The organism is Pseudomonas sp. GNP014 (assembly GCF_054344005.1).
On record NZ_JBTGUS010000001.1, the window covers coordinates 2,922,516 to 2,946,760 of the forward strand.

The following is a 24,245-nucleotide window of genomic DNA, read 5'->3' on the forward strand; positions in this document are numbered from 1 at the left end:
TGTAAAACAGGCATTACCCGGTGTCGCTTTTCAAGCGCCGGGTCGAAGGCAATAGGAACTGACGAGTCAGTACGGCAGCTGAAATGCCCCCCCATGTTGGCGGAAGCAGCCTGTGAAAGCTGACTTTTTATACCGAACCCAGGGAGGGAGAATGCTATGATCCTGCGCGGCACTGACAGGGATATAACTGCAATTTCCTACCTCACTTGTGTATGTCCGGAATGATCATTCGGGACGTGACAATGATTGCAGTTAAAAATGGATGATAAGCATGTGATGCACAGAAGAGAAAGATCGGAGAATCTGAAGAACAACATCAAATACCTGATAAAGAGTCGCGGGGAAACGCAGTTGTCCCTGTGCCACTCCAGTGGTCTGACCCGAACGACCATCTACAACATCCTTGAAGGCAAGGTGGTCAATGTCCAACAGTCCACTGTGCGCAAGATTTCTGATTTCTTCGGGGTGTCTTACGAAGAAATAGAGACGATTGATTTTGAAGAAAAAGAAATCATCGAAAGCAGTATTTCGCCACAGGGGAATATGAATCCCGCAGCTGTTCCGGTGATTAAAGAAAGTATGCTGCTGCAAAGTCTGGATAAAAGAATTGGTGAGTTGGCCACTATTTACCCGCTGACTTACTATTTTGGCGCGTCCTTTAACCTGATTGGCGTGCTTCTGGAGAATGAAATCAGTGGCATGAATGAACCCGGCGATCTATTGATCGTGCAGAAAGGAGCATCGACCAGCGACAGGGAAAAGCTGGTGTATGACAAAATCACAGCGAAGTTATCTATAAGCCATGAAGGCAACTTTGATACGGATCGTGTATGCGTGATCGGAGATGTAATCGAGGAACGATTTAATGGATTGCAGTGTTGAGTTGGAAAACAGCAAGTACAAGTTGCTGGGGTTCGAAAATGGAAAAAGCCTGGCCGTCATCATGGTCATCGCGACAGGCAAAATAATTAAAATAAAGCTAAGTGAAGTGTTGAATAGTGAGATTATGGATAATCTGAATAAAATCGAAGTAAAAAACCTCTACAAGAAGTTCTACTCCCAAGGCGGAGCACTCACCGCTTACGAAATCAATGACCGTCATGAGAGTTCCTGGATGATCTACATCATCCTGAACCTGATGCTGTTCACGTTGTACATTTTCACCAGTATTGCTGCGACAAAACCGATCTATCTGGAGTATTTCGATATTGTCGTCACGCCGGGTACTTTTCTCTATCCGCTGACGTTTCTGATCGTCGACTTGCTCAACGAAACCTTTGGCCTGAGGCTCGCGCGAAAAGCGATCCTGTTCGCGTTCATCAGCAATGCGGCGATTATCATTCTGTTGGCCATCACTACCCATCTTCCGGGCCTGCCGGGTTGGAAGCTCGATGGGGCTTACAATGATGTTATCAGTCAGTTGTCAGCAGTTCTGGTAGCGTCTTCTGTATCGTTCCTGGTTTCCGAGAATATAAACTCGTACCTGTTGTGCAAGATTAAAGAGCTCACAAACTCCAGATTTCTGTTTTTGCGAGTGTTTTTAAGCACACTGTTTGCCGTGATTATCGACAGTTTTCTGTTCTGCTACATCGCCTTTTACGGGACGATGGAAAATAGCGCGATACTGGGCATGATCTACGTTCAGATCGCAATCAAGGTGGGTTTTGCATTCTTTAATATCTTGCCGGCCTACGGGGCAAGGTCTTTGTTCAAGAAATACCTGACGGGTGCGCAGACGCAATAAAGAGAGGAGGGCGCTCACTCAGCATGCTTGAGTGAGCGCATCTTGTTGCGGTTTTACTTTAAGCCAAGTTTATCTTTCAAGCTTTGAGTGACCTGAGCTTTGTTATTCAGGAACTCATTCAAGCCCTTGGCGCGAAGATTACAGGCATCACAATCGGAACATCCAGTGCCTTTGATGCCGTTGTAGCAAGTCAGTGTTTCCTCGCGAACCAGATCCAGTTGATGGTGGTAATCAGCCAAGGCCCAGGTTTCTGCCTTGTTCAGCCACATCAACGGCGTCTCCAGTTGCAGCTTATAATCCATGCCTAATTCAAGGGCTTTATTCAGCGCCTTGACGAATTCATCCCGGCAATCGGGATAGCCCGAGAAGTCGGTTTCACAGACACCGGTAATGACCGTTTTCGCCTGGACTTGATAGGCATAGATAGAGGCCAGGGTCAGAAACAGAATGTTCCGCCCCGGAACGAAGGTGCTTGGCAGGCTCTCGCCAGAGCTGTTCACGGTCGGCACCGGAATGTTATCGCGGGTCAGGCTGCTGATGGCCAGCTCGTTGAGCAAAGACACATCCAGCGTTTTATGCACGGCCACGCCGAGCTTCTTCGACAGCTGCTGCGCCACTTCAATTTCTGCGTGATGACGCTGACCATAGTCAAACGTGATGCAGTGGACTTCATCGTAGTGGGTCAGGGCGTGGATCAAACACGTGGTGGAGTCCTGCCCGCCGCTGAATACGATAACTGCTTTGTTGGTCATGCTTATGCTTCCTGCATTGAGGTCTTGAGGGCAAAGGTGGAGATGATACTCGAAATAGGGCTGGAACTCGGTGCAGAGTCCAGAGGCGCTCGTGAGTCTGCGAGCGGCCTGATCCACTTTAGAGCCTTTTTTTTGCTGCCCTCTCTCGCGCAGTAGGTGGTTGTTAGAGGAAAGCTATACTTTATTAATTCTCAAGGGCATGATTTGTCCGCAAAGAGTTTCATAATGAAAAGTAATCACGAGCAGACGGGCTGCTCGCTGGTCCAATGATATGATTGAAAATCAAGTCTATAGAAATCAGTCTGCAATCTCGAGGATTGTTATCTGTCGACCAATTATGTAGAGCTCTCCATCCTCGCGTATCTGGGCTAGTGAAGTGGGATCGGCATCCATGTCGTAATTTCCATCAATTTCCACACACCAGACGTCGTCAAATTTCAAGATCCTAACCCCAGAACATATTGAGTTAAACTGATTGCCTTTAACTTTTGCACTTAACTCCTCCACCGCCCCCACTATCACCTTTACTTTCTTCCATACGTTGCCTTTAACTCTATGATCTCTGGCATGGAATATTACTTGCGCGGCAAGGGGTTCATTGGGAAGGTAAAAAAATTCGAAAGAAAGAATTAACCCATCTTCAAAACGATGAAAGGCCTCCGAAACCTTGCTTACTTGTTCCATAGACAGTGTCATATCTACTTTCCTATAGGTGTTGAGGGTTGCATACCAGGAGGAATGACTCCCCATCCCTGAGGAACCGCACCGGGCTCGAGGTGGACGGCACTTGAGCCATGACCAGAAGATAGGTTGCCCGGAGGATCGATTATATGGCCATGTCCTGATACTGCGCTGCCGCCATGATTCTTGAAGTCTACTTGGCCAATTGCAATTCCGTTTTCATCGTAGATCGTATTTTGAACAGCAACCTGACCGGATTTGTCGGATTTTGTATAAATTGAGTTTGGGGTAGCACCTTCACTCCTTGGTTTTTCTGTGCCCGAGAAATGTCCACCGATTCCACAGCTGCAAGTTGATGTCAGCCCTAGTGGATCAACCCAGCCTATAGGGTTAGGCGCATAAGCATAAAGATTCAATCCCCCCGCGTAGCTAATCGGATCCTTACTAACAAACCGCCCAACCCCCGGATCATAGTACCGATACCGGTTGTAATGCAGCCCCGTCTCATGATCGTGATACTGCCCCTGGAACCGTATAGGGTTCATCACGCCATGCTGCCGCGCCCATTCCGACCGCTGCTCCGTCACCTGCCCCCACGCCTTGTACTGCGCGGTCCACGCCATGTTGCCTTGTGAATCCGTCAGTTCCTGCGGCGTGCCCAAGTGATCGCACTGGTACCAGGCCAACGCATCAAACGGTAATGCCGTCGCCTTGTGATTCCACACTGGATCTTCATCAAGGCTGTATTCACCGCTGTAATCCGGCAACCCGATCAGCTCGATTGGCGCATGCCGTACAGCCTGCGCTACAGGCACAAAAGTCCCCGGTTCGAAGACGTAGTGCACCGTGCGTCCGGGTTCGCCATCGCTTTGTGAAGGGCTGCTTTCAAAGGCGAGGGTGTCGCCGTCCCAGCCGTACAAGGTGAAGCCGCAGCCGAGTTCGCGCTGTTTGCGCGCGTGTTCGTTTCTGTTCCAGAGGGAACCGGCTTCCGGGCGCTGTTTGTAGTGCGCGCGGGAATTTTTGTGCAGGCGGCGTCCCAGTGCGTCGTAGGCGAAATCCACGCTCAGGCGCGGGTCTTCGAAGTGCACCAGTCGATCAAACAGATCCCAACGCAGATCGCTGCGTTGGCCGTTGTGCCAGCGCTGGATCTGGTTGCCGCGTTCGTCGTAGTCGTAATGCGTGCCGACATATTCGCGCAGCAGGTTGTCGACCAGTTTGCTGCGCTGTGGCGTCAGATCCAGTGGTCGGCGAATTTCTGTCGCCTTCTCGTCGAGCAGGTTGCCGGCCGGGTCGAAGGCAAAGGTTTCCACGCCTTGACGCGTCACGGCGCTGAGCAGTCGGCCAACAGGATCGTAGCGATAGGCGAGTGGGCCGCGGCGGCTGTCGTTGATGTTAGTCAGTTGGCCGGCCGCGTCGTAGGTGTATTCGCGTTTGAGCAGCGTGGATTTGTCGTCGCTGCGTCCCAGCAATTGCTCCTGCAAGCGACCAACCGGATCCCAGCTTTGGGTTTGCACTAGGTGGTTGCCTTGATGGCGGGCGACTTCGCGGTGCAGGTCGTCGCGTTCGTAGCCAACCAGTTCATGATCGTCCAGTCGTAGACCCAGCAAGTGGCCACTGCCGTAGGTCAACCAACTAACACGGTGGCCATCTGGACGGGTCGTAGCAATACACTGGTTTAGTACGTCGTATTCGTGCCGCCAGACCGCGACCACCGGGCTGTCCAACCCCAGATAGTGTTGGTGCTCGCGCAGAATATTTCCTGCCGGATCATAAAACCATTGCAGGCGGCTGTCGGCGTTGTTGGCCAGCACCATGTTGCCGTTGCCATCGTAGGCGAAGGTTTCGCTTTGCGACTGGTCACCCAAGGTGGCGCGACGGTCGGTCAAGCGGCCCATCGGGTCGAAGCTCAACGAGATTACGCGTTGGCCATTGATCGTTTGGGCCAGGCGCCCCGTCAGAGGGTCGTACTGATAACGCGTGCTGCGCCCGTCAAAGCCGCGTTCTTCCAGCAGGCGTCCGACCGGATCGTAGTGAAAGTGCGCGCGTTGTTCGTTTTCGTTTTCCAGGGCCGTCAGCCGTCCGAGACGGTCCCAGCGGTAGCGCAGGGTTTGCTCGGCGGCATCGACACGTTCGGCGATCAAACCGGCCGCGCTGTAGCTCCACGTGGTGCAGCGATCGAGAGCGTCGACATGCGCCAGCAGCCGACCTTCGGCGTCGCGCTCAAAACGCTCTTCGGTCTTGTCCGGGTGCTTGATCAGCACCAGTTGGCCAGCCTTGTATTCGTATTCGGTGGCGTTACCGGCGGCGTCAGTGAAGCAGATCATCTGCCCCAGTTCGTTGTATTCCCAGGCGCTGGTCTTGCCCGAGCAGTCGACGTACTCGACCAGTTGCCCGGCATCGTTGTAGTCCAGGGTCTTTTCGTTGCCGTTGGCGTCCTTGATCGCGGTGGGCTGACCGGATTTGTTGTAGGCGTATTCGGTTTTGTTGCCCAGCGGATCCAGCGCTTCAACCAGATTGCCTTGGTCGTCATAGGCGCGTTGCCACTGACCGCCCTCGGCGTCGCTGATCTTGATCAGCAGGTCCTGGTCGTCGTACGCGTAGTGCATCACCGTGTGATCGGCGCGGATGTGTTCGAGCAGGTTGCTGCGTTCATCGTAGCTGTAGCGATCGGTGCTGCCGTCGGCGTTGACGCGGCGCACGATGTTCTTGGCCTCGTCGCGGAAGAACCATTCCGAACGCTCGTCCGCGTAGCGAATGCGATAGGTGTAGCCAAGGATGTCGTAGTAGTGCCAGGTCTCGTTGCCGAGCGCGTCGGTGACGTAGGTCAGACGGATGTTTTCGTCCCACTCCAGGCGCGTGTCGAAGCTGCCGTCGTCCGCCCATTCGCGGATGGCTTTGGCCTTGGCGCTTGAACCGTCCCACTGCAGGTTCATGCCGCGCCCGGTGCGGTCGGTGTAGCGGGTGATCAGGTGATGCTGGAACTGATACGACCAGACGGCGCCGTTCTCGTCCTGCGCCTGAATCAGGTCGCCATAGGCGTCGTATTGGTACGCACAAAGTTGTCGCAACGGCTCGCCGTCAACGATCTGCCAGAGGCCGATAAACCGGCCGTGATCGTCGATCATCGTGCCGAGGTGCAGGTGCACCTTGCTGATGTCGTTTTCCTGGTAGGTGATCAGGTCGGAGAGCAGCGAGTGTTCGCCGTGACGATGCTCGTAATGCAGCATGACCCCGGCGCCGTTGCGCAGCGAGATATTGCTCAGCACAAAGCGCTGGCCACGGCGGACGTAGGTTTCCTTGCGTTCGAAGCCACGGCACAACAGCAACTGGTCTTCGCCACTGCGAACCAGGGTGATGTTTTCAATGGCGTCGTAGTGGAACAGACCGACCTTTGGCAGCGGGTAGCTGTGGTCGCGGCCGTCAGCGTCGCAGAACGTCAGGCCATCGTCCACGCAGTCGAAGCGCGTGGTGAATTCGCTGATCCAGCGAGCGCCGAGTTCGCTCTGATCGAAGGCGCCGAGGCGTGAGTTGTAGGTGCGTGTCCATTCGATCGGGAAGGGGCCGGGCAGGCTGAAATCGGTATGGCTGAGGCTTTCAGAGCCTATGGCAAAATTGATGCTGTATGGCGTGGCGCATTCACAGGGGCCTTTCTTTGGATTGGGCGCTTTTTCCGCTGGAACTTGCTTTTGGTTAACGCCCAACTGGCCCTCTGAAGCCGTGTGGGTGGCCTTACCGGTCTTCTCTGTATGGACCGCGGTACTTTGGCCATGGGCATTGCGCTTGCGCCACAAGGTCACGGCACTGGAGAGGATCAGCAGCAACCAGCCGATGGAGTTCTGAGCGGACTCATCGTCCAGCTTGCTCAGCTGTGTGCGTAATTCCGGACCCATTGCCCGCAGTTTTGCGGTTTCCGTGGCAACCCGCTTCTTCACCTCATCGGGTAGCAGGTGATCAGCGGCACTGTTGGCTAAGCCCTTGCCTGCGGCTTTATAGGCGCTGGAAGCGGCGGCGAAGATGTTGCCAAACGATGCAAGGGGATCATTCTTGAATTGATCAACTGCCGCACTCGCTTGTGCGCTGGCCGCTTTTAGATCGCCCTTGGCGTCGAGCTTGCCATTGGCCACCGTATCGAGGCCTTTGGCAATTTCGTTGATGACGTCCTCACCCAGCTTGCCAGCGTCCGCCAGAATCCCCGGCAACTTGCCTTTGGCCTGCTCAACGAAATCGTCGAGCGTGCCGATGATGGACTCGTTCAAATGCCCGATCAGGATCTCGATGACCGACGAACTGATCAGCATCTTACTGCTGGCCCTCATCTCCTGACGTACCAGAAACAGTGTTGGGCGCAACGTCATACGGGCTGCTGCCATCGCCGGTGGCAGCGGCAAAACACCGATCAGGTTGATGCCCAGACTGGCCCAAGCCAGCAAATCACGCTTCTGGGCATTCGACAGCGTGACGATGTCACCCAGCGCATCGACCAGCGCCATGATGTTGCCCACCACGGGTAAGGCGCCGGCGACGTTCTTGATCCGGTCGAGAGTGACCACCCCACCACTCGCGGATTGAAGCCAGGCATCGAACGTTGCCGCACCGCTGGCAACGTCCTGAATGTCGATGGCGTTCAGTGGAACGATGGCAACCTGAGGTTCACGTTTTACGATTTCAGTAGTCATGACAGCATCTCACCCGGCAACAAGGCCTGGGCTTTGCGGACAAAAATTGAAGACCTCAACGAGCGGGCGACAGCAAGCCGCCTCTCAGAGGTGCGGATCAAAGTGAAAAAACGGGATTAGCTGACGACCGCGCCTTTCGGGCCACTGGCGATCAGTGCGGCCCCGCAGGCGGTTTTCATGCCGTCCAGTGCGATGGGTGTGCCATCGACGGTGTAAGTGCTGCTGCCCTCGGCAATCGGGAAAACCCCTTTGCACAGCGGGCAGCTGACCTTGTGACCGACCCCGGCAATCGGCTTGCCGTTGAGGTCGGTGCGGGAGAAGGCTTCGAGGACCTTGCCACCGTGCGTGGTGGAGTCGCCCAAGCGAATTGCGTCTTTCATTACGTCATTCCTTTGACCGAGGGTGGCTGGCTCGGCGAGCTACCCTGTCTTTCCTGCCTGCGTTCAGCACGCGTTAGTGCCGATTTGATATCAAAATCCGTGCCAGCCACTATATGGCCATTACGCGGTAAGGGTTTGCGTCCTGTGCCTTAGAGATAAATCGTTTTTTGCTGTGGGAAACCGTCTCAAAGTGCGCAAGAAGTTGCGCAGTGCTGCGCAACTTCTTGCGCACTCGGCTACAGGGGCCGTGTAACAAGGGCTACAGGCGAGTGGCGGGCGTTTTTTCGAAGACCGGTGCGCAAGAAGTTGCGCAGTTGGGCGGCTGATCGATTTCTGACAAAACGATGTTGATTGCACTGACCTCATCGCGAACAGGCGAAGGCCGGCAGTGGATCTTCAGCAGGTTCGAGGTCTGTTTCGGAGTATCCTGCGCGTTCTGAATACGGACGCTTTTTCCATGCTGGTGATTTCCAACAACGTGCATCTGCCGGATGCCGAGATCGAACTGACAGCCATCCGCGCCCAGGGCGCCGGTGGGCAGAACGTCAACAAGGTCTCCAGTGCCGTGCACCTGCGCTTCGACATTCCGGCCTCGTCCCTGCCCGAGTTCTACAAAGAGCGGTTGCTGGCGCTGCGCGACAGTCGCATCACCAGCGATGGCGTGTTGATCATCAAGGCCCAGCAATACCGCACGCAGGAAGCCAACCGCGCCGATGCGCTGGAGCGTCTGGTCGAGCTGATTCTCAGCGCGACCAAAGTCGAAAAGAAACGCCGTCCAACCAAGCCGACCCTCGGTTCAAAAAAGCGTCGACTCGAATCGAAAACCAAGCGCGGCAGTATCAAGGCCGGACGCGGCAAGGTGGATTTTTAGTCTTCGCGGTACTTCGCCGTGTGTTTGTACAAATACACGCTAAGCGCCAATCCACTTAGCGAGGCGAGGGCGGCGAAGAGGAAGATCGAGGCAAAACCGAATCCCGCCGCAATCGCCCCGGCCAATGGCCCGGTGATCCCCAGCGACAAGTCGATGAACAGCGAATACGCGCCAACCGCTGCGCCGCGACTGGAGGCCGGCACCAGATTCACTGCTTCCACACCCAGCGCCGGGAATACCAGCGAGAAACCGAAACCGCTCAGTGCCGCGCCGGCCAGCGCCCAATGCGCGTCCGGCGCCAGCCACAACAGCAGCAGCCCCAGGGTTTCTACCGACAGGCAGGCGATCGCTACGCGGAAGCCGCCGAGGCGATTGATCAGGTTGCCGAACAGCAGGCGCGCACCGATGAAGCTGGCGCCGAACAGGCTCAGGCACAGCACCGCGTTGTCCCAATGCTGTGTCGCGTAATACAGGGTGATGAAGGTGGCGATGGTGCCAAAGCCGATCGAGCCCAGCGCCAGTCCGCAACCGTGGGGGAAGACGCGGCCGAGCACGTGCATGAACGGCAGACGTTCGCCGGCGACAATCGGCGCGGCGGTTTTCGGCCACGCCAGCAGCAAGCCCAGTGCTGCCAGCAGAATGATGCTGACGCCCATGCTCCACAGCCCCAACTGGCCGACCAGCCACACCCCGAACGGCGCGCCGACCGCCAGTGCGCCGTAACTGGCGATGCCGTTCCACGAGATCACTTTGGCAGTGTTCGCCGCGCCGACCCGGCCGATGCCCCAGCCAATTGAACCGGAACCGACCAGGCTTTCCGCGCTGCCCAGCACCAGCCGGCCGATCAACAGGCTGATCAGGCTGAGCATGGGCAGGTTCGGGGTCCAGGCCGAAATCAGCATGAACACACCGCTCAAGCCACAACCGGCCAGCCCGATCATCACCGCACGTTTGCTGCCCTGGTTGTCGATGATCTTGCCGGCGTACGGGCGGCTGAGCAGGGTGGCCAGGTATTGCACGCTGATCACCAGGCCGGCAACCACCGCGCCAAAGCCCAAATCGCTGTGGACATAGCCCGGCAGCACTGCGAGCGGAATACCGATGTTCAGGTAGCCGATAAAGGTGAAGAGGACGATGGAAACGACTTGCAGCGTGACCGCCAGGGGGCGCTGGGGTTGTGGCATAGAGGACGACATGGGAAACGATCCACGGCAAAGCAGGATTAGATAGGCTGCTTATGATAGCGGCGCGGACGACGCTGAGGTGGGCAACAGTAAAACTATTTGCAGGGTGCTGGCATCAGGACTTGGCCGGGGCGACCAGTTGCGTGGTGACCAGGGCGGCGAGGGCATTTTCTTCGCTGCCGAAACGGGCGAGCAGGGCGGCGCGTTTTTCCGGGGAGAGGCGGTTCCAGATCTCGATCATTTTCTCGGTCGCGCCGATCAGGACGGCGGCTTGGCTTTCGGAGAATTCGTCGGTCATGGCGGGCTCGGATTCAGGCAGTGTGGAAAGCGCATGTTAGCGCTTTCCACACGGTCTGTACGGCGGGTTTTACTCGTCGTTGTCGGCCGGGCGGCTGTCAACGGCTTCTTTCGGCTCGGGCTGTTGGGCTCCGGCTTGCTGCGTGGTCGTCTGCTCAGGTACGTGCAGGCTTGGGAAGGGGAGATTAGGAATCTCGTGCATGGTTGCGCTCCTCGCTAAGTCTGTTGATAGATCTGGTAGATCCGCGCTTCTTGAAAGCCTGCGCAGGATACAGCAGGAAAAATGACAATCAGACTTTTAATTCAAATTAATGCGACAGATGGCCGCAGGGGGAGGGCAAAAGCAAAAGGTCACCGCAAAAACAACGGTAGGAGTGAGCCGGCTCGCGATGGTGCTGTGTCAGCCAGCATTTAAGTTGACTGATACACCGCCATCGCGAGCCGGCTCACTCCTACAAGGGGGGGCGGTATTACTTGCAGACGTTGGCGATGGCGTCGGCCAGCAAGGCGAGACGCGTGGCGTCGATGCCGGCGACGTTGGCCCGGCCCGAGCTGACCATGTACACGCTGTGCTGCTCACGCAATTGTTTCACTTGCTCCGGCGACAGGCCGGTGTAGGAAAACATCCCGCGCTGCACGCCGATGTGCGCAAAGCGCTCACGCAAGCCGTGTGGCTCCAGCGCTTCGACCAGACCGCTGCGCAACTGGGCGATGCGCAAACGCATGGCTTCCACTTCGTCGGCCCAGCGCGCTTTCAGCTCCGGGTCGGCGAGGATGGTCGCGACCACCGCCGCGCCGTGATCCGGTGGCGTCGACCACAGGTTGCGAGCGATGTTGGCCAACTGGCTGCGGATGTCGATGAGCTTGTCGGCGGTTTTCGCGCAGACGATCAGCGCACCGGTGCGGTCGCGGTACAGGCCGAAGTTCTTCGAGCATGAACTGGTGATCAGCAACTCGGGCACTTCGGCGGCGAACAGTCGGGTCGACCACGCATCCTGTTCCAGCCCGTCGCCAAAGCCCTGATAGGCGAAGTCGATCAGCGGCAGCAGATTGCGGCTGCGCACCACGTCGAGCACGCGTTGCCAGTCGTCATGGCTCAGGTCGAAACCGGTCGGGTTGTGGCAGCACGCATGCAGCAGCACCACATCGCCTTTCGGTACTTCGTTGAGCACGGCGAGCATGGCGTCGACGTCGAGGCAGTTGTCGCTGCCCACATATGGGTAGTGACTGACCTTGACCCCGGCGGTGGCGAAAATCGTTTCGTGGATCGGCCAGGTCGGGTTGCTCAGCCACACGCCCTTGCCCGGCAGGCATTGGGCGATGAAGTCGGCCGCCAGACGCAGGGCCCCGGTGCCGCCCGGCGTCTGGGTGGCGCCGGCACGTTGTGCGGCGATCAGCTTCGAGTCGGCGCCGAGCACCAGCTCATTGATGACCTTGCCGAACAACGGATTGCCGTGACCGCCGATGTAGGTCTTGGTGTCCTGGCTTTCGACCAGGCGCGCCTCGGCGATTTTCACCGCTTCGGGGATCGGCGTCAGGCCCTGGGCATCCTTGTAGACGCCAACGCCGAGGTCGAACTTGCGCGGATTGCTGTCCTGCGCATAGGCCTCCATCAAACCGAGGATCGGGTCGCCGGGTACCCGGCCGATGGCGTCGAAGTGCATTACTTGCGTCCTTCTGCGGTCTTGGCCACTTCGTCAGTGCGTGCAGCCATGATGAAGTCGTTGCGGTGCAGGCCCTTGATCGAGTGGCTCCACCAGGTCACGGTGACTTTGCCCCACTCGGTCAGCAGGCCCGGGTGATGACCCTCGGCCTCGGAGATTTCGCCGACTGCGTTGGTGAACGCCAGTGCATGCTTGAAGTTCTTGAACAGGAAGACCTTCTCCAGTTGCATGATGCTGTCGCGCACTTCGATGTTCCAGTCAGGGATCTGCTTGATCAGGATCGGCAGTTCTTCATCGCTGACTTGTGGCGCATCGGCGCGGCAGGCTTCGCAGTGGGCTTGGTTCAAAGTGGACATGATGTATTCCTGAAATCGAGAGTGTTTTTTTTATTAAAGCTTTTGAGCTGTCAATGCCGTCACGCTAAACCAAAGTGGCGGCGACGGACAGGCTCAATTGTCAGCAAAAGTCGCGGTTCACGCGGCTTTCGGTTTCGGCGGAAATTTCGGCGCGTGCAGACCCAGCTGCATGCCTTGCTTGACCATGGCCATGATGTCTTCATGGGCCACGTCGAACAGGCGCTTGAGGTTCGGCAGGACAAAGTACAACGGCTGCAGGATGTCGATGCGATACGGCGTGCGCATGGCTTCCAGCGGATCGAACGGCTGATGCTCAGGCTCGTCCGACAGGCAATAAACGGTCTCTTTCGGCGAGGACAGGATGCCGCCGCCGTAGATGCGTTTGCCTTGCGGGGTGTCGACCAGGCCAAACTCGATGGTCATCCAGTACAGGCGCGCCAGATACACGCGCTCTTCCTTGGTGGCCTGCAGGCCGAGCTTGCCGTAGGTGTGGGTGAATTCGGCGAACCACGGGTTGGTCAGCAGCGGGCAGTGGCCGAAGATCTCGTGGAAAATGTCTGGCTCTTGCAGGTAGTCCAGCTCTTCGCGGGTGCGAATGAAGGTGGCCACCGGAAACTGTTTGCTGGCGAGCAATTCGAAAAAGGTCTGGAAAGGGATCAGCGCCGGGACGCGGGCGACCTGCCAGCCGGTGGTCTCGCCGAGCACTTTGTTGATCTCGCCCAGTTGCGGAATGCGGTCGTGTGGCAGACCGAGTTTCTCGATACCGTCCAGATACTCCTGGCAAGCACGCCCTTCGATCACTTTCAGTTGGCGAGTGATCAGCGTATTCCACACCGCGTGTTCTTCGGCGGGGTAGTCGATAAAACCTTGCGCATCGGGCTCGCGGGCCACGTATTGCGTCTGCTTCATACTGCTCTCCTGCTAGGGGAATTCGTTCTTGTTATGTCCAGCGATGGATTCAGGATTACCCGAGAGCGCATTGATGTGCAGCAGGTTGAAACGCCTCTGTGTAGGAAATTTCTCTTTAAATCGTAAAATAATCGTTACGCTTTGCAGGATAACTCGCGTTTACGGTCATTAGTGGGTTTGAAAAGGTCGATGGCTGTCACATAATCTTGACAACTATCTGCGCGCCTCGACAGAAAAGTCTGGCGCAGTCCCCCTGTAGGAGTGAGCCTGCTCGCGAAAGCGGTGTGTCATTCACCTTCAGTACAGCCTGATAAACCGCTATCGCGAGCAGGCTCACTCCTACAGGTTCTTTATCGTTTATTCGGACGATTTTTATGCGCATCAAAGTCCATTGCCAGAACCGCATCGGCATCCTGCGCGACATTCTCAACTTGCTGGTCGCCTACGGGATCAACGTGGCGCGCGGTGAAGTGGGTGGCGAGCATGGCAACGCGATCTATCTGCATTGCCCGAACCTGATCAACATCCAGTTTCAGGCGCTGCGGCCGAAGTTCGAGGCGATTGCCGGGGTGTTTGGTGTCAAGCGTGTCGGTTTGATGCCGAGCGAGCGTCGGCACATGGAATTGAATGCCTTGCTCGGTGCGCTGGAGTTTCCGGTGTTGTCGATCGACATGGGCGGCTCGATTGTCGCCGCCAACCGTGCGGCGGCGCAGTTGCTCGGGGTGCGCGTCGATGAGGTGCCGGGGATACCGCTGTCGCGTTATGCCGAAGATTTCGACCTGCCGGAACTGGTGCGCGCCAACAAGTCGCGCATCAATGGCATGCGGGTCAAGGTCAAGGGCGACATCTTTCTGGCTGATATCGCGCCGCTGCAATCGGAGCATGACGACAGCGAAGCGATGGCCGGCGCGGTGCTGACACTGCACCGTGCCGACCGGGTTGGCGAGCGTATCTACAACGTACGCAAACAGGAGTTGCGCGGCTTCGACAGCATCTTCCAGAGCTCGAAAGTGATGGCGGCGGTGGTGCGTGAAGCCCGGCGCATGGCGCCGCTGGATGCGCCGCTGTTGATCGAAGGCGAGACCGGCACCGGCAAAGAGTTGCTGGCGCGTGCCTGCCACCTCGCCAGCCCGCGCGGGCAATCGCCGTTGATGGCGCTCAATTGCGCCGGCTTGCCGGAGTCCATGGCCGAGACCGAGCTGTTCGGTTACGGACCGGGCGCGTTCGAAGGGGCGCGCGCCGAAGGCAAGCTCGGTCTGCTGGAGCTGACGGCGGGCGGTACGCTGTTTCTCGATGGCGTTGGCGAGATGAGCCCGCGCCTTCAAGTGAAACTGCTGCGCTTTTTGCAGGACGGTTGCTTCCGGCGGGTCGGCAGCGATGAAGAGGTGTATCTGGATGTGCGGGTGATCTGCGCGACTCAGGTGGACTTGTCCGAACTGTGCGCACGCGGTGAGTTTCGCCAGGATCTGTATCACCGTTTGAATGTGCTGTCGCTGCACATCCCGCCCTTGCGCGAATGCCTCGACGGGTTGACGCCACTGGTGGAGCACTTCCTCGATCAGGCCAGTCGGCAGATCGGTTGCTCGCTGCCGAAACTGGCGCCGGCGGCGATGGATCGTCTCAGTCATTACCATTGGCCGGGTAACGTGCGGCAGTTGGAGAACGTGCTGTTCCAGGCGGTTTCGCTGTGCGAGGGCGGCACGGTGAAGGCTGAGCATATTCGCCTGCCGGATTACGGCGTGCGTCAGCCGCTTGGCGATTTCTCGCTTGAAGGTGGGCTGGACGAGATTGTCGGGCGTTTCGAAAAGGCGGTGCTGGAGCGACTGTATTCCGAACATCCAAGCAGCCGGCAGTTGGGCAAGCGGCTGGGGGTTTCGCACACCACGATTGCCAACAAACTGCGCGAATATGAAGTGGGCAAAGACCCCGAAAACTAACAGCAACGCTGTGGTATCAAGCGTTTTGTGGCGAGGGGGGTTATCCCCGAGCGGCTGCGTAGCAGTCGCAAAACCTACGAATGAGGTCGTCCTGAAGGAAAAGCGGGGCGGCTTCGCCACCCATCGGGGGATAAATCCCCTCACCACAAGTTCTCCTTCAGCCGCAGAGATCGGGATTGCCGCCAAGCGGCATAACACCGCCGGTTTTTCGACTTCGATACATTTCAAGTTTCCCCTCTGATTCCCTCAAGTCCTTTGTTTATCGGGCTGCCAGCCGCCAGAAAAAAGTTGGTCTGCAAATTGCTTATGGCTCAGCAGTACAGCGGTGGGCGGCAAACGTCCGGCATGCAGAGGAAAGAGTGTGGACAAGTACCTTTATGTGGCAATGACCGGCGCCAGCCAGAACGCACTGGCGCAAAAGGCCCATGCCAACAACCTGGCGAACATCTCCACCAACGGTTTTCAGCGCGACCTGGAGCAGGCGCGTTCGATGCCGGTGTTCGGTGACAGCTTTCCGGCGCGTGCCTTTGCCATGAGCGAACGCCCGGCCACGGATTTCACCCCGGGCTCGCTGGTACAGACCGGCCGTGACCTCGATGTCGCCGTCACCGGCAATGGCTGGATCGCCGTGCAGAACCCGAACGGCGGCGAAAGCTACGTGCGCACCGGCAGCCTCAACGTCGACGCCCTCGGCGTGCTGCGTGCCGGCAACGGCATGCCGGTGATGGGCAATGGCGGTCCGATCGCCGTGCCGCCCGAGCAGCAGATCGAAGTCGGCGAAGACGGCACCATCAGTATTCGTGCGATGGGCGAAGGCCCGCGCGTCATGGCGGAAGTCGACCGGATCAAGCTGGTCAACCCGGACATCAAGAACATGAACAAGGGCCTCGACGGCTCGATTTACACCAAGGACGGCCAGCCTGCGCCGGCCGACGCCAACGTCAAACTGGTGTCGGGTTTCCTCGAGTCGAGCAACGTCAACGCCGTGGAAGAAATGACTTCGGTGCTGGCCCTGGCCAAGCAGTTCGAATTGCACGTCAAGATGATGAACACCGCCAAAGACGACGACCAGGCCATGGCTCGGGTCTTGCAGATCAGCTAATTATCAGAACGTCGCGCCGTAAAACAGGCGCACGAGGAGAATCGAATGCTTCCGGCTCTATGGGTTGCCAAAACCGGTCTGTCCGCCCAGGACACCAACCTGACCACCATTTCCAACAACCTGGCGAACGTCTCGACCACGGGTTTCAAACGTGACCGCGCCGAGTTCCAGGACCTGCTGTATCAGATCAAGCGTCAGCCAGGCGCCCAGTCGACCCAGGACAGCGAACTGCCGTCCGGTCTGCAGGTGGGTACCGGTGTGCGCATCGTCGGCACGCAGAAAAACTTCACCGCCGGCAGCCTGCAAACCACCGAGCAGCCGCTGGACATGGCCATCGACGGTCGTGGTTTCTTCCAGATTCTGCAGCCGGACGGCACCACGTCCTACACCCGTGACGGTACGTTCCACCTCGATTCCAATGGCCAGATCGTCAACGCCAGCGGTTTCGCCCTGGAACCGGCCATCGTCATTCCCAACGATGCCCAGACCTTCACCGTAGGCCGCGACGGCACCGTGTCGATCACCATTGCCGGCAACCCGGCGTCCCAGGTGATCGGCAACCTGCAAACTGCCGACTTCATCAACCCGGCTGGTCTGCAAGCGGTGGGCAACAACCTGTTCCTGGAAACCGCCGCTTCCGGTGCGCCGCAAGTCGGTACCCCGGGCCTGAACGGTTTCGGCACCATGCTGCAGAACACTCTGGAAACCTCGAACGTCAGCACTGTTGAGGAGATGGTCAACATGATCACCACTCAGCGCGCCTACGAGATGAACTCCAAGGTGATCTCCACCGCCGACCAGATGCTCTCGTTCGTAACGCAGAATCTGTAATCCAGTCTATGAGGCGGCCATGAGGCCGCCAGCAACACCGTGAGGTAGGGTCATGAAACGCTTCGTATCTGTTCTGGCATTGGGTGGGGTCGTCTCGCTCGCGGGCTGCGTCGCGCCGACGCCCAAGCCCAATGACCCTTACTACGCCCCGGTGTTGCCGCGCACGCCATTGCCGGCTGCGGCCAACAACGGCTCGATCTATCAGGCCGGCTTCGAGCAGAACCTGTACAGCGACCGCAAGGCGTTCCGCGTCGGTGACATCATCACCATCACGCTGAACGAGAAGACTCAGGCGAGCAAGAACGCCAACTCGCAAGTGGCCAAGAACAGCAAGACCGGCATCGGCCTGACGTCGCTGTTCGGCGGCAGCGGTACCACCAACAACCCGTTGGGCGGTAACGACCTGAGCCTGGACGTCGGCTACAGCGGCGACCGTGCGACCAAAGGCGACAGCAAGGCGGCGCAGGGCAACACCCTGACCGGTTCGATCACCGTGACCGTGGCTGACGTGTTGCCCAACGGCATCATCGCCGTGCGCGGCGAGAAGTGGATGACCCTCAACACCGGCGACGAGTTGGTGCGGATCGCAGGTCTGGTGCGCGCTGATGACATTGCCACCGACAACACCGTGTCGTCGACCCGTGTCGCCGATGCGCGCATCACCTACTCGGGCACCGGTTCGTTTGCCGATGCGAGTCAGCCAGGCTGGTTCGACCGTTTCTTCCTCAGCCCGCTGTTCCCTTTCTAGGTGGCGACTTTGAATTTCAAGAGCCTCATGCTGGCTGCGGCCCTGTTGTCCGCAGCCTTTGGTGCCCACGCCGAGCGGCTGAAAGATATCGCCAGCATTTCCGGCGTGCGTTCCAACCAGTTGATCGGTTACGGCCTGGTGGTCGGGCTTAACGGCACCGGCGACCAGACGACACAGACTCCGTTCACCCTGCAGACCTTCAACAACATGCTCTCGCAGTTCGGCATCAAGGTGCCGCCGGGATCGGGCAACGTGCAGTTGAAAAACGTCGCGGCGGTGTCGGTAAGTGCCGATCTGCCGGCGTTCGCCAAACCGGGTCAGCAGGTCGACATCACCGTGTCGTCCATCGGTAACTCCAAGAGCCTGCGCGGCGGCACCCTGTTGCTGACCCCGCTCAAGGGTATCGACGGTAACGTCTACGCCATCGCTCAGGGCAACCTGGTGGTCGGTGGTTTCGACGCCGAAGGGCGCGACGGTTCGAAGATCACCGTCAACGTTCCGTCGGCCGGTCGTATTCCCGGCGGTGCTTCGGTCGAGCGTTCGGTGCCGAGCGGTTTCAACCAGGGCAACAGCCTGACGCTGAACCTCAACCGTTCCGACTTCACCACCGCCAAGCGCATCGTCGACAAGATCAACGACATGCTAGGCCCTGGCGTGGCGCAAGCCATCGACGGCGGTTCGATCCGCGTCACTGCACCGCTTGATCCGAGCCAGCGCGTCGACTACCTGTCGATCCTGGAAAACCTTGAGGTCGATCCGGGCCAGGCCGTGGCGAAAGTCATCATCAACTCGCGTACTGGCACCATCGTCATCGGCCAGAACGTGAAGGTCTCGCCGGCCGCCGTGACCCATGGCAGCCTGACCGTGACCATCACCGAAGACCCGATCGTCAGCCAGCCAAGTCCATTGTCCAACGGCCAGACCGCCGTCGTGCCGCGTTCGCGGGTCAATGCCCAGCAAGAAGCCAAGCCGATGTTCAAGTTCGGTCCGGGCACCACCCTCGACGAGATCGTGCGGGCGGTGAACCAGGTTGGCGCGGCACCGGGTGACTTGATGGCCATTCTTGAAGCACTGAAACAGGCCGGCGCGTTGCAAGCCGACCTGATCGTGATCTGAGGCCGACACTCATGGATATGCGCAAGAGCGGTCTGGTCAGCAGCAACGATTCGGGTTCGTACTCGGACCTCAATCGCCTGAACCAGCTCAAGGTCGGTGACAAGAACAGCGATGCGAACATGCGCAAAGTGGCGCAGGAATTCGAATCGCTGTTCCTCGGTGAAATGCTCAAGTCGATGCGTTCGGCCACTGAAGCGCTGGGCCAGGACAACCCGCTCAACACGCCGGCAGCCAAGCAGTATCAGGAAATGTACGACCAGCAATTGGCGGTGTCGTTGTCGCGCGAGGGCGGTGGTATTGGCCTGGCCGACGTGTTGATGCGCCAGATGTCGAAGAACAAACCGATGGCGCCGGGTGAGGCTGCAGCGGCGTCCGCCGCCAAGCAGGAAGAAGCCAAAGCCAAGGCCGCCGCCGTGGTCACCCCGGTGGCCGCCGGCACTGTCGCCACCCACGGGCCGTTGTCGCGCCTCAATGGCGAACGTCCGTTGTGGGCATCGCGTTCGGTGAATGCGCCGAACACCGATATTTCTCACCGTAATGACATGGCGCTGATCAACCAGCGTCGTCTGGCCTTGCCGCCGAAACTGGCCGATCGGTTGCTGGCCGGTCTGGTGCCGTCGGCCACGCCGACCGCCGCCAGTCAATTGCCGCAACGCGCCACGACCGGCGCCGGACCGCTGTACAACGGCGACTGGCTGGTACGTGCCGAAAACGAAAAAGCCTCCGGCGGGTCGATGCAGGTCTATGGCCGCGCAATGGCGCAGATTCCCTTGGCGCCGGCGAAAAAAGCCTTCAGTTCTGCCGACGAATTCGTCAACACCATGCTGCCGATGGCCAAGGAAGCCGCCGACCGTATCGGCGTCGATCCGCGCTATCTGGTGGCGCAGGCGGCATTGGAAACCGGTTGGGGTAAATCGGTCATGCGCGCCCAGGATGGCAGCAGCAGCCACAACCTGTTTGGTATCAAGGCCAGCAGTAACTGGAAGGGCGATTCGGCCCGGGCGATCACCAGCGAATTCCGCAACGGGGAGATGGTCAAGGAGACGGCCGAGTTCCGTTCCTACGCCTCGTACAAGGACAGCTTCCACGATCTGGTGACTTTGCTGCAGAGCAATAATCGCTATCAAGATGTGCTGAAGTCGGCCGATAACCCAGAACAGTTTGTACGCGAGTTGCAAAAGGCCGGTTACGCCACCGACCCGAACTACGCGAGCAAGATTTCGCAGATTGCCAAGCAGATGAACGTTAACCAGAACTACGCTGCGGCGGGCGTTTCGACAACGCCTCTATAAAACATACAGTAAGGTTTGAACCATGAGTTTGCTCAACATCGGGATGTCGGGTTTATCCGCTAGCCAATCTTCTTTGATGGTGACGGGCAACAACATTGCCAACGTCGATACGGCCGGGTACTCGCGCCAGCAAACCGTGCAGAATTCAAAAGGCTCGATTCAGAGTGGCAATCTCTGGATCGGCACCGGTACCACCCTGGCTGACGTGCGCCGGGTGTACAACAGCTACATTGATGCCCAGTTGCAGACCACCACTTCGCTCAACAGCGATGCCGCGGCGTACCTGGGTCAGGTCACCCCGCTGGACAAGTTGCTGTCCGACAGTGGCACCGGCCTCAATGGTGCACTGACCAAGTTCTTCGCCTCGGTGCAGAACGTCAACGCCAAGCCGGGTGACGATGCTTCGCGTCAGTTACTGCTCAGCGATGCGCAGGCCCTGAGCGCTCGCTTCAACTCGGTTTCCAGTCAGTTGAACGCGCAGAACCAGGACATCAACGGCAACCTGTCGAGCATGGCCGATCAGGTCAACAAACTGGCGTCCACCGTGGCCCAGTTGAACCAGAAGATTTCCGAAATTTCCAACGCCGGCGGCCAGCCCAACGAGCTGCTCGACGCGCGCAACGAGACCATTCGCCAGCTGTCCACCTTCACCGGTGCGCAGGTGGTCGAGCGTGGCGGCAACATGGACATCTACCTGGGCAACGGTCAGCCGTTGGTCATGGGTGGCACCGCCAGCAAACTGGAAGTCACGCCAACCAAGGCCGACCCGTCGCGCATGGGCATCCAGATCAACAACGGTTCGACTTCCATCGACATCACCTCGGGCATCACCGGTGGTGAAATCGGCGGCCTGCTGCGTTATCGCAGCACCGTGCTGGACCCGGCGATGAACGAACTGGGCCGCGTTGCGCTGGTCGTTGCCGATCAGATGAACTCGATTCAGGGCCAGGGCATCGACAAGAACGGTGACTTCGGCGGCAACCTGTTCAACAGCATCAACACCGCGGCCAGCATGGCTTCGCGCAGCACCGCTACCATTGGCAACAGTGCCGGTTCCGGTAACTTCGATGTGAGCATCAAAGACTCCGGCAAACTGACCATCAACGATTACAAGGTGACCTTCACCAGCGCCACGGACTACACCGTGCAGCGGCTGCCGGAAGGCACTGCGATGGGCGCGTTCAGCACCACCACCACCCCGGCTCCGGTGATCGACGGCTTCTCTCTGAATCTCACTGGCGGCACGGCAGCGGCGGGCGACACGTTCAAGATCACCCCGACCCGCAATGCTGCAGCCAACATCAAGACCGAGATGACCGACTCCAAGCGTCTGGCCATCGCCGCTCCGTTGGGCGCCGCCATTGCGCCGGGTGGCAGCGGCACGCTGACCATTCCGGCCAGCGGTCAGCCGACCCTGACCACCAAGTTCGACATCTACGACCCGACCACCACCACTGCGATGCAGAACGGCATGAAGTACTCGACGCCGGTCAAAGTGGTGTTTGGTGATCCGTCGGCAGATGGCACCAGCCAGGGCTATCAACTGCTGGACGCCAAGGGTGGCGTGCTCAGCAGCGGCACCATCAAGCCGGGCCAGACCAACACCCTGAGCCTGAGCATTCCGCTCAAGGACTCGACCGGTGCGGCGATTCCACCGGCGCCCGCCACTCAGTACACCGTCAATTTCGACATGACCGTTGCCGGTTCGCCAGGCAAGGGCACGGCGGTCAACGTCAGCCTCAGCCAGCCGGGCACGCTGGACAACCGCAACGGCGGTGTCCTCGCTGACCTGCAGACCAAACAAACCGTCGACACCGGCTCTGCCAGCAAAGGCATTTCGCTGACCGATGCTTACGGCAAACTGGTCGAAGGCGTCGGTGCCAAAGCCGCTCAGGGCAAGCTCGACAGTGCCGCCACCGATGCGATTCTGGCCAACGCCAAGGGCGCCCGTGACTCGCTGTCCGGTGTCGACCTCGACGAAGAGACCGGCAACCTGGTCAAGTTCCAGCAGTACTACACCGCGTCCTCGCAGATCATCAAGGCTGCGCAGGAAACCTTCAGCACACTGATCAACAGTCTTTAAGGAGTCGTAAACCATGCGCATTTCTACTGGCCAGTTTTACGAGTCCTCGGCAGCCAACTACCAGAAAAACTTCGCCAACGTGGTCAAGAGCAGCGAAGAGGCGAGCAGCCTGGTTCGTGTCAACACTGCGGCAGACGATCCGGTGGGTGCCTCGCGTCTGCTGCAATTGGGTCAGCAGGCTTCGATGCTCGATCAGTACGAAGCCAACGCCACCACGATCAAAGGCACTCTGGGTACCGCTGAAGCGGTGATGACCAGCATCAACAACGTGCTGCAGCGTGCCAAAGAGCTGGCCGTGAGTGCCGGCAACGCCGGTTACACGGACTCCGACCGCCAGGCGACTGCCTCCGAGCTCGGTCAGATCGAAGAGCAACTGCTCAGCCTGATGAACAGCAAGGACGAGAACGGCAAATACATTTTCGCCGGCTCCAAGGGCGACACCGTGCCGTTCACGCGCAATGACGATGGCACCTACGCCTACAACGGCGATCAGGTGACCCTCGACCTGGCCATTGGCGACAACATGAAAATGGCCACCAACACCACCGGCTGGGAAGCCTTCCAGCAAGCCGTCAACACCAGCCGCAGTCAGGTCACCATGACGGCACCGGCGGTCAATGACAACCGTGTGGTGCTGTCCAACGGTCAGGTGTCGTCGAATGTCAGTTACAACAGCAAGTTCCGCAGTGGCGAACCGTACAGCGTGTCGTTCGTCAGCGGCACTCAACTGAAGATCACGGACTCGGCCGGTAACGATGTCACTGCCGAAGCCAGCCAGGGTGGCGCGTTCGATCCGGCAAGCACGGCTGGTCAAACGGTAAGCTTTCGCGGCGTAGACCTGACGCTGAACATCAACCTGCAAGCGGGCGACGTACCGGGCACCGTTCTGCCAGGTCATACGTTCACCCTCGCGGCCAAGCCTGACACCTTCACCGGTACCCGCAGCCCGGGTAACCCGTCGTCGGCGCAGATCACCGGCAGCAGCGTGACCAACTCCACGGACTACAAGGCCAGTTTCCCGACCGGTTCGGCGGTGATGAAATTTACCAGTGCTACCGCCTTCGATCTGTACGCCGCGCCGTTGACTGCCGACAGCAAACCGGTGTCGAGCGGCACCGTGGTCGCCGGCGTCGCCACTGCATCGGGTGTGAGCTTCAACATCAGCGGTACGCCGGCGGCCAACGATCAGTTCAGCATTGCCGTCAACACGCACGAAACCCAGAACATTCTGGACAGCGTGAACCAGTTGAAAAACGTGCTCAACACGCCAACCAACGGCAATGCCCTGGCGATCCAGCAGTTGCAGGCAGGTCTGGCTTCCGGTCTGGGCAACCTCGCCAGCGGTACCGATCAGTTGTCCAGCGCGATCAGTTCGGTCGGTGGTCGTGGCTCGTCGCTGATGACCCAGAGTGATACCAATCAGTCGCTGGTACTGGCTAACGCACAGACACAATCGTCGATCCGCGATTCCGATCCGGCCGAAGTCATGACCCGTCTGACCCTGCAGCAAACCATGTTGCAGGCTTCGCAACTGGCCTTCAGCAAGATTGCGCAACTGGGCTTGTTCAACAAGATCTGAGTCTGTGCCTGTCGAGCTGCCAACCGTCTTTTCCTAAGCGGTT

Annotated in this window: 21 protein-coding genes; 11 read left to right on the plus strand and 10 right to left on the minus strand. The window is 58.6% G+C overall.

Annotated features, from left to right (window positions below; all coding sequences use genetic code 11):
- The first annotated feature begins 276 nt into the window (after nt 1–276).
- Together ACXX9E_RS13140 and ACXX9E_RS13145 are read left to right on the plus strand one after the other, a co-directional pair.
- Nucleotides 277–882, plus strand: a complete 606-nt coding sequence (locus ACXX9E_RS13140; protein ID WP_128613656.1) for a helix-turn-helix transcriptional regulator — start codon at nt 277–279, stop codon at nt 880–882.
- A complete protein-coding gene (locus ACXX9E_RS13145) occupies nt 866–1,744 on the plus strand; it encodes a queuosine precursor transporter (protein WP_064119579.1) in 879 nt (292 codons plus the stop codon). The genes ACXX9E_RS13140 and ACXX9E_RS13145 overlap by 17 nt, the downstream gene beginning before the upstream one ends.
- Nucleotides 1,745–1,797: 53 nt before the next feature.
- On the opposite strand, the gene queC is transcribed toward ACXX9E_RS13145, so the two are convergent.
- From queC to ACXX9E_RS13165, 4 genes are all read right to left on the minus strand, one after another.
- Nucleotides 1,798–2,496 carry a 7-cyano-7-deazaguanine synthase QueC gene (gene queC / locus ACXX9E_RS13150; protein ID WP_123465675.1) on the minus strand — a complete coding sequence of 233 codons (699 nt, stop codon included), beginning with the start codon at nt 2,494–2,496 and terminating at the stop codon, nt 1,798–1,800.
- Nucleotides 2,497–2,793: 297 nt separating this feature from the next.
- Entirely contained in the window at nt 2,794–3,192 is a 399-nt protein-coding gene (locus tag ACXX9E_RS13155; protein WP_222833433.1) for a hypothetical protein, read from the minus strand.
- Between the two features lie 2 nt (nt 3,193–3,194).
- Entirely contained in the window at nt 3,195–7,853 is a 4,659-nt protein-coding gene (locus tag ACXX9E_RS13160; protein WP_458555526.1) for an RHS repeat-associated core domain-containing protein, read from the minus strand.
- 116 nt (nt 7,854–7,969) lie between these two features.
- Nucleotides 7,970–8,233 carry a PAAR domain-containing protein gene (locus tag ACXX9E_RS13165; RefSeq protein ID WP_007920142.1) on the minus strand — a complete coding sequence of 88 codons (264 nt, stop codon included), beginning with the start codon at nt 8,231–8,233 and terminating at the stop codon, nt 7,970–7,972.
- A gap of 457 nt (nt 8,234–8,690) precedes the next feature.
- On the opposite strand from ACXX9E_RS13165, the gene arfB reads away from it, so the two are divergent.
- A complete protein-coding gene (arfB, locus tag ACXX9E_RS13170) occupies nt 8,691–9,104 on the plus strand; it encodes an alternative ribosome rescue aminoacyl-tRNA hydrolase ArfB (protein WP_095050152.1) in 414 nt (137 codons plus the stop codon).
- Here the strand turns inward: arfB and ACXX9E_RS13175 are convergent.
- The 6 genes from ACXX9E_RS13175 to phhA form a co-directional block, all read right to left on the minus strand.
- Nucleotides 9,101–10,288, minus strand: a complete 1,188-nt coding sequence (locus ACXX9E_RS13175; protein WP_186748333.1) for an MFS transporter — start codon at nt 10,286–10,288, stop codon at nt 9,101–9,103. The two genes, arfB and ACXX9E_RS13175, sit on opposite strands and share 4 nt — an antisense overlap.
- Before the next feature lie 115 nt (nt 10,289–10,403).
- The gene (locus tag ACXX9E_RS13180) at nt 10,404–10,586 is read right to left on the minus strand and encodes a hypothetical protein (protein ID WP_123465685.1); all 183 of its coding nucleotides are present in this window, start codon (nt 10,584–10,586) and stop codon (nt 10,404–10,406) included.
- Between the two features lie 69 nt (nt 10,587–10,655).
- A complete protein-coding gene (locus ACXX9E_RS13185; protein ID WP_261991227.1) occupies nt 10,656–10,787 on the minus strand; it encodes a hypothetical protein in 132 nt (43 codons plus the stop codon).
- 268 nt (nt 10,788–11,055) lie between these two features.
- Nucleotides 11,056–12,249 (minus strand): amino acid aminotransferase, encoded by a 1,194-nt coding sequence (locus tag ACXX9E_RS13190; protein WP_458555527.1) that lies wholly within the window; start codon nt 12,247–12,249, stop codon nt 11,056–11,058.
- Complete coding sequence (locus ACXX9E_RS13195) at nt 12,249–12,605, minus strand: 4a-hydroxytetrahydrobiopterin dehydratase (RefSeq protein ID WP_003222798.1); 357 nt, start codon at nt 12,603–12,605, stop codon at nt 12,249–12,251. The genes ACXX9E_RS13190 and ACXX9E_RS13195 overlap by 1 nt, the downstream gene beginning before the upstream one ends.
- A 117-nt stretch (nt 12,606–12,722) precedes the next feature.
- The gene (gene phhA / locus ACXX9E_RS13200; protein WP_123465689.1) at nt 12,723–13,514 is read right to left on the minus strand and encodes a phenylalanine 4-monooxygenase; all 792 of its coding nucleotides are present in this window, start codon (nt 13,512–13,514) and stop codon (nt 12,723–12,725) included.
- Between the two features lie 374 nt (nt 13,515–13,888).
- Between phhA and ACXX9E_RS13205 the strand changes: the two genes are divergently transcribed.
- The 8 genes from ACXX9E_RS13205 to ACXX9E_RS13240 all read left to right on the plus strand — a co-directional run bounded on the left by ACXX9E_RS13205 (nt 13,889) and on the right by ACXX9E_RS13240 (nt 24,202).
- On the plus strand, nt 13,889–15,451 hold the full coding sequence (locus tag ACXX9E_RS13205; RefSeq protein WP_123465691.1) for a sigma-54-dependent transcriptional regulator: 1,563 nt from the start codon (nt 13,889–13,891) through the stop codon (nt 15,449–15,451).
- A gap of 361 nt (nt 15,452–15,812) precedes the next feature.
- Complete coding sequence (locus ACXX9E_RS13210) at nt 15,813–16,553, plus strand: flagellar basal body rod protein FlgF (RefSeq protein WP_093439577.1); 741 nt, start codon at nt 15,813–15,815, stop codon at nt 16,551–16,553.
- A gap of 45 nt (nt 16,554–16,598) precedes the next feature.
- Nucleotides 16,599–17,384 (plus strand): flagellar basal-body rod protein FlgG, encoded by a 786-nt coding sequence (gene flgG, locus ACXX9E_RS13215; RefSeq protein ID WP_123465693.1) that lies wholly within the window; start codon nt 16,599–16,601, stop codon nt 17,382–17,384.
- A 52-nt stretch (nt 17,385–17,436) separates the two neighbouring features.
- Entirely contained in the window at nt 17,437–18,132 is a 696-nt protein-coding gene (gene flgH / locus ACXX9E_RS13220) for a flagellar basal body L-ring protein FlgH (RefSeq protein ID WP_007965503.1), read from the plus strand.
- A gap of 27 nt (nt 18,133–18,159) precedes the next feature.
- A complete protein-coding gene (locus ACXX9E_RS13225; protein ID WP_458555528.1) occupies nt 18,160–19,248 on the plus strand; it encodes a flagellar basal body P-ring protein FlgI in 1,089 nt (362 codons plus the stop codon).
- A gap of 11 nt (nt 19,249–19,259) precedes the next feature.
- Nucleotides 19,260–20,540 carry a flagellar assembly peptidoglycan hydrolase FlgJ gene (gene flgJ, locus ACXX9E_RS13230; RefSeq protein WP_458555529.1) on the plus strand — a complete coding sequence of 427 codons (1,281 nt, stop codon included), beginning with the start codon at nt 19,260–19,262 and terminating at the stop codon, nt 20,538–20,540.
- Between the two features lie 22 nt (nt 20,541–20,562).
- Nucleotides 20,563–22,623: a flagellar hook-associated protein FlgK gene (gene flgK, locus ACXX9E_RS13235; RefSeq protein WP_123465698.1), complete on the plus strand. Its 2,061-nt coding sequence runs from the start codon at nt 20,563–20,565 to the stop codon at nt 22,621–22,623.
- 13 nt (nt 22,624–22,636) lie between these two features.
- On the plus strand, nt 22,637–24,202 hold the full coding sequence (locus tag ACXX9E_RS13240) for a flagellar hook-associated protein 3 (RefSeq protein ID WP_123465700.1): 1,566 nt from the start codon (nt 22,637–22,639) through the stop codon (nt 24,200–24,202).
- Nucleotides 24,203–24,245 lie beyond the last annotated feature (43 nt).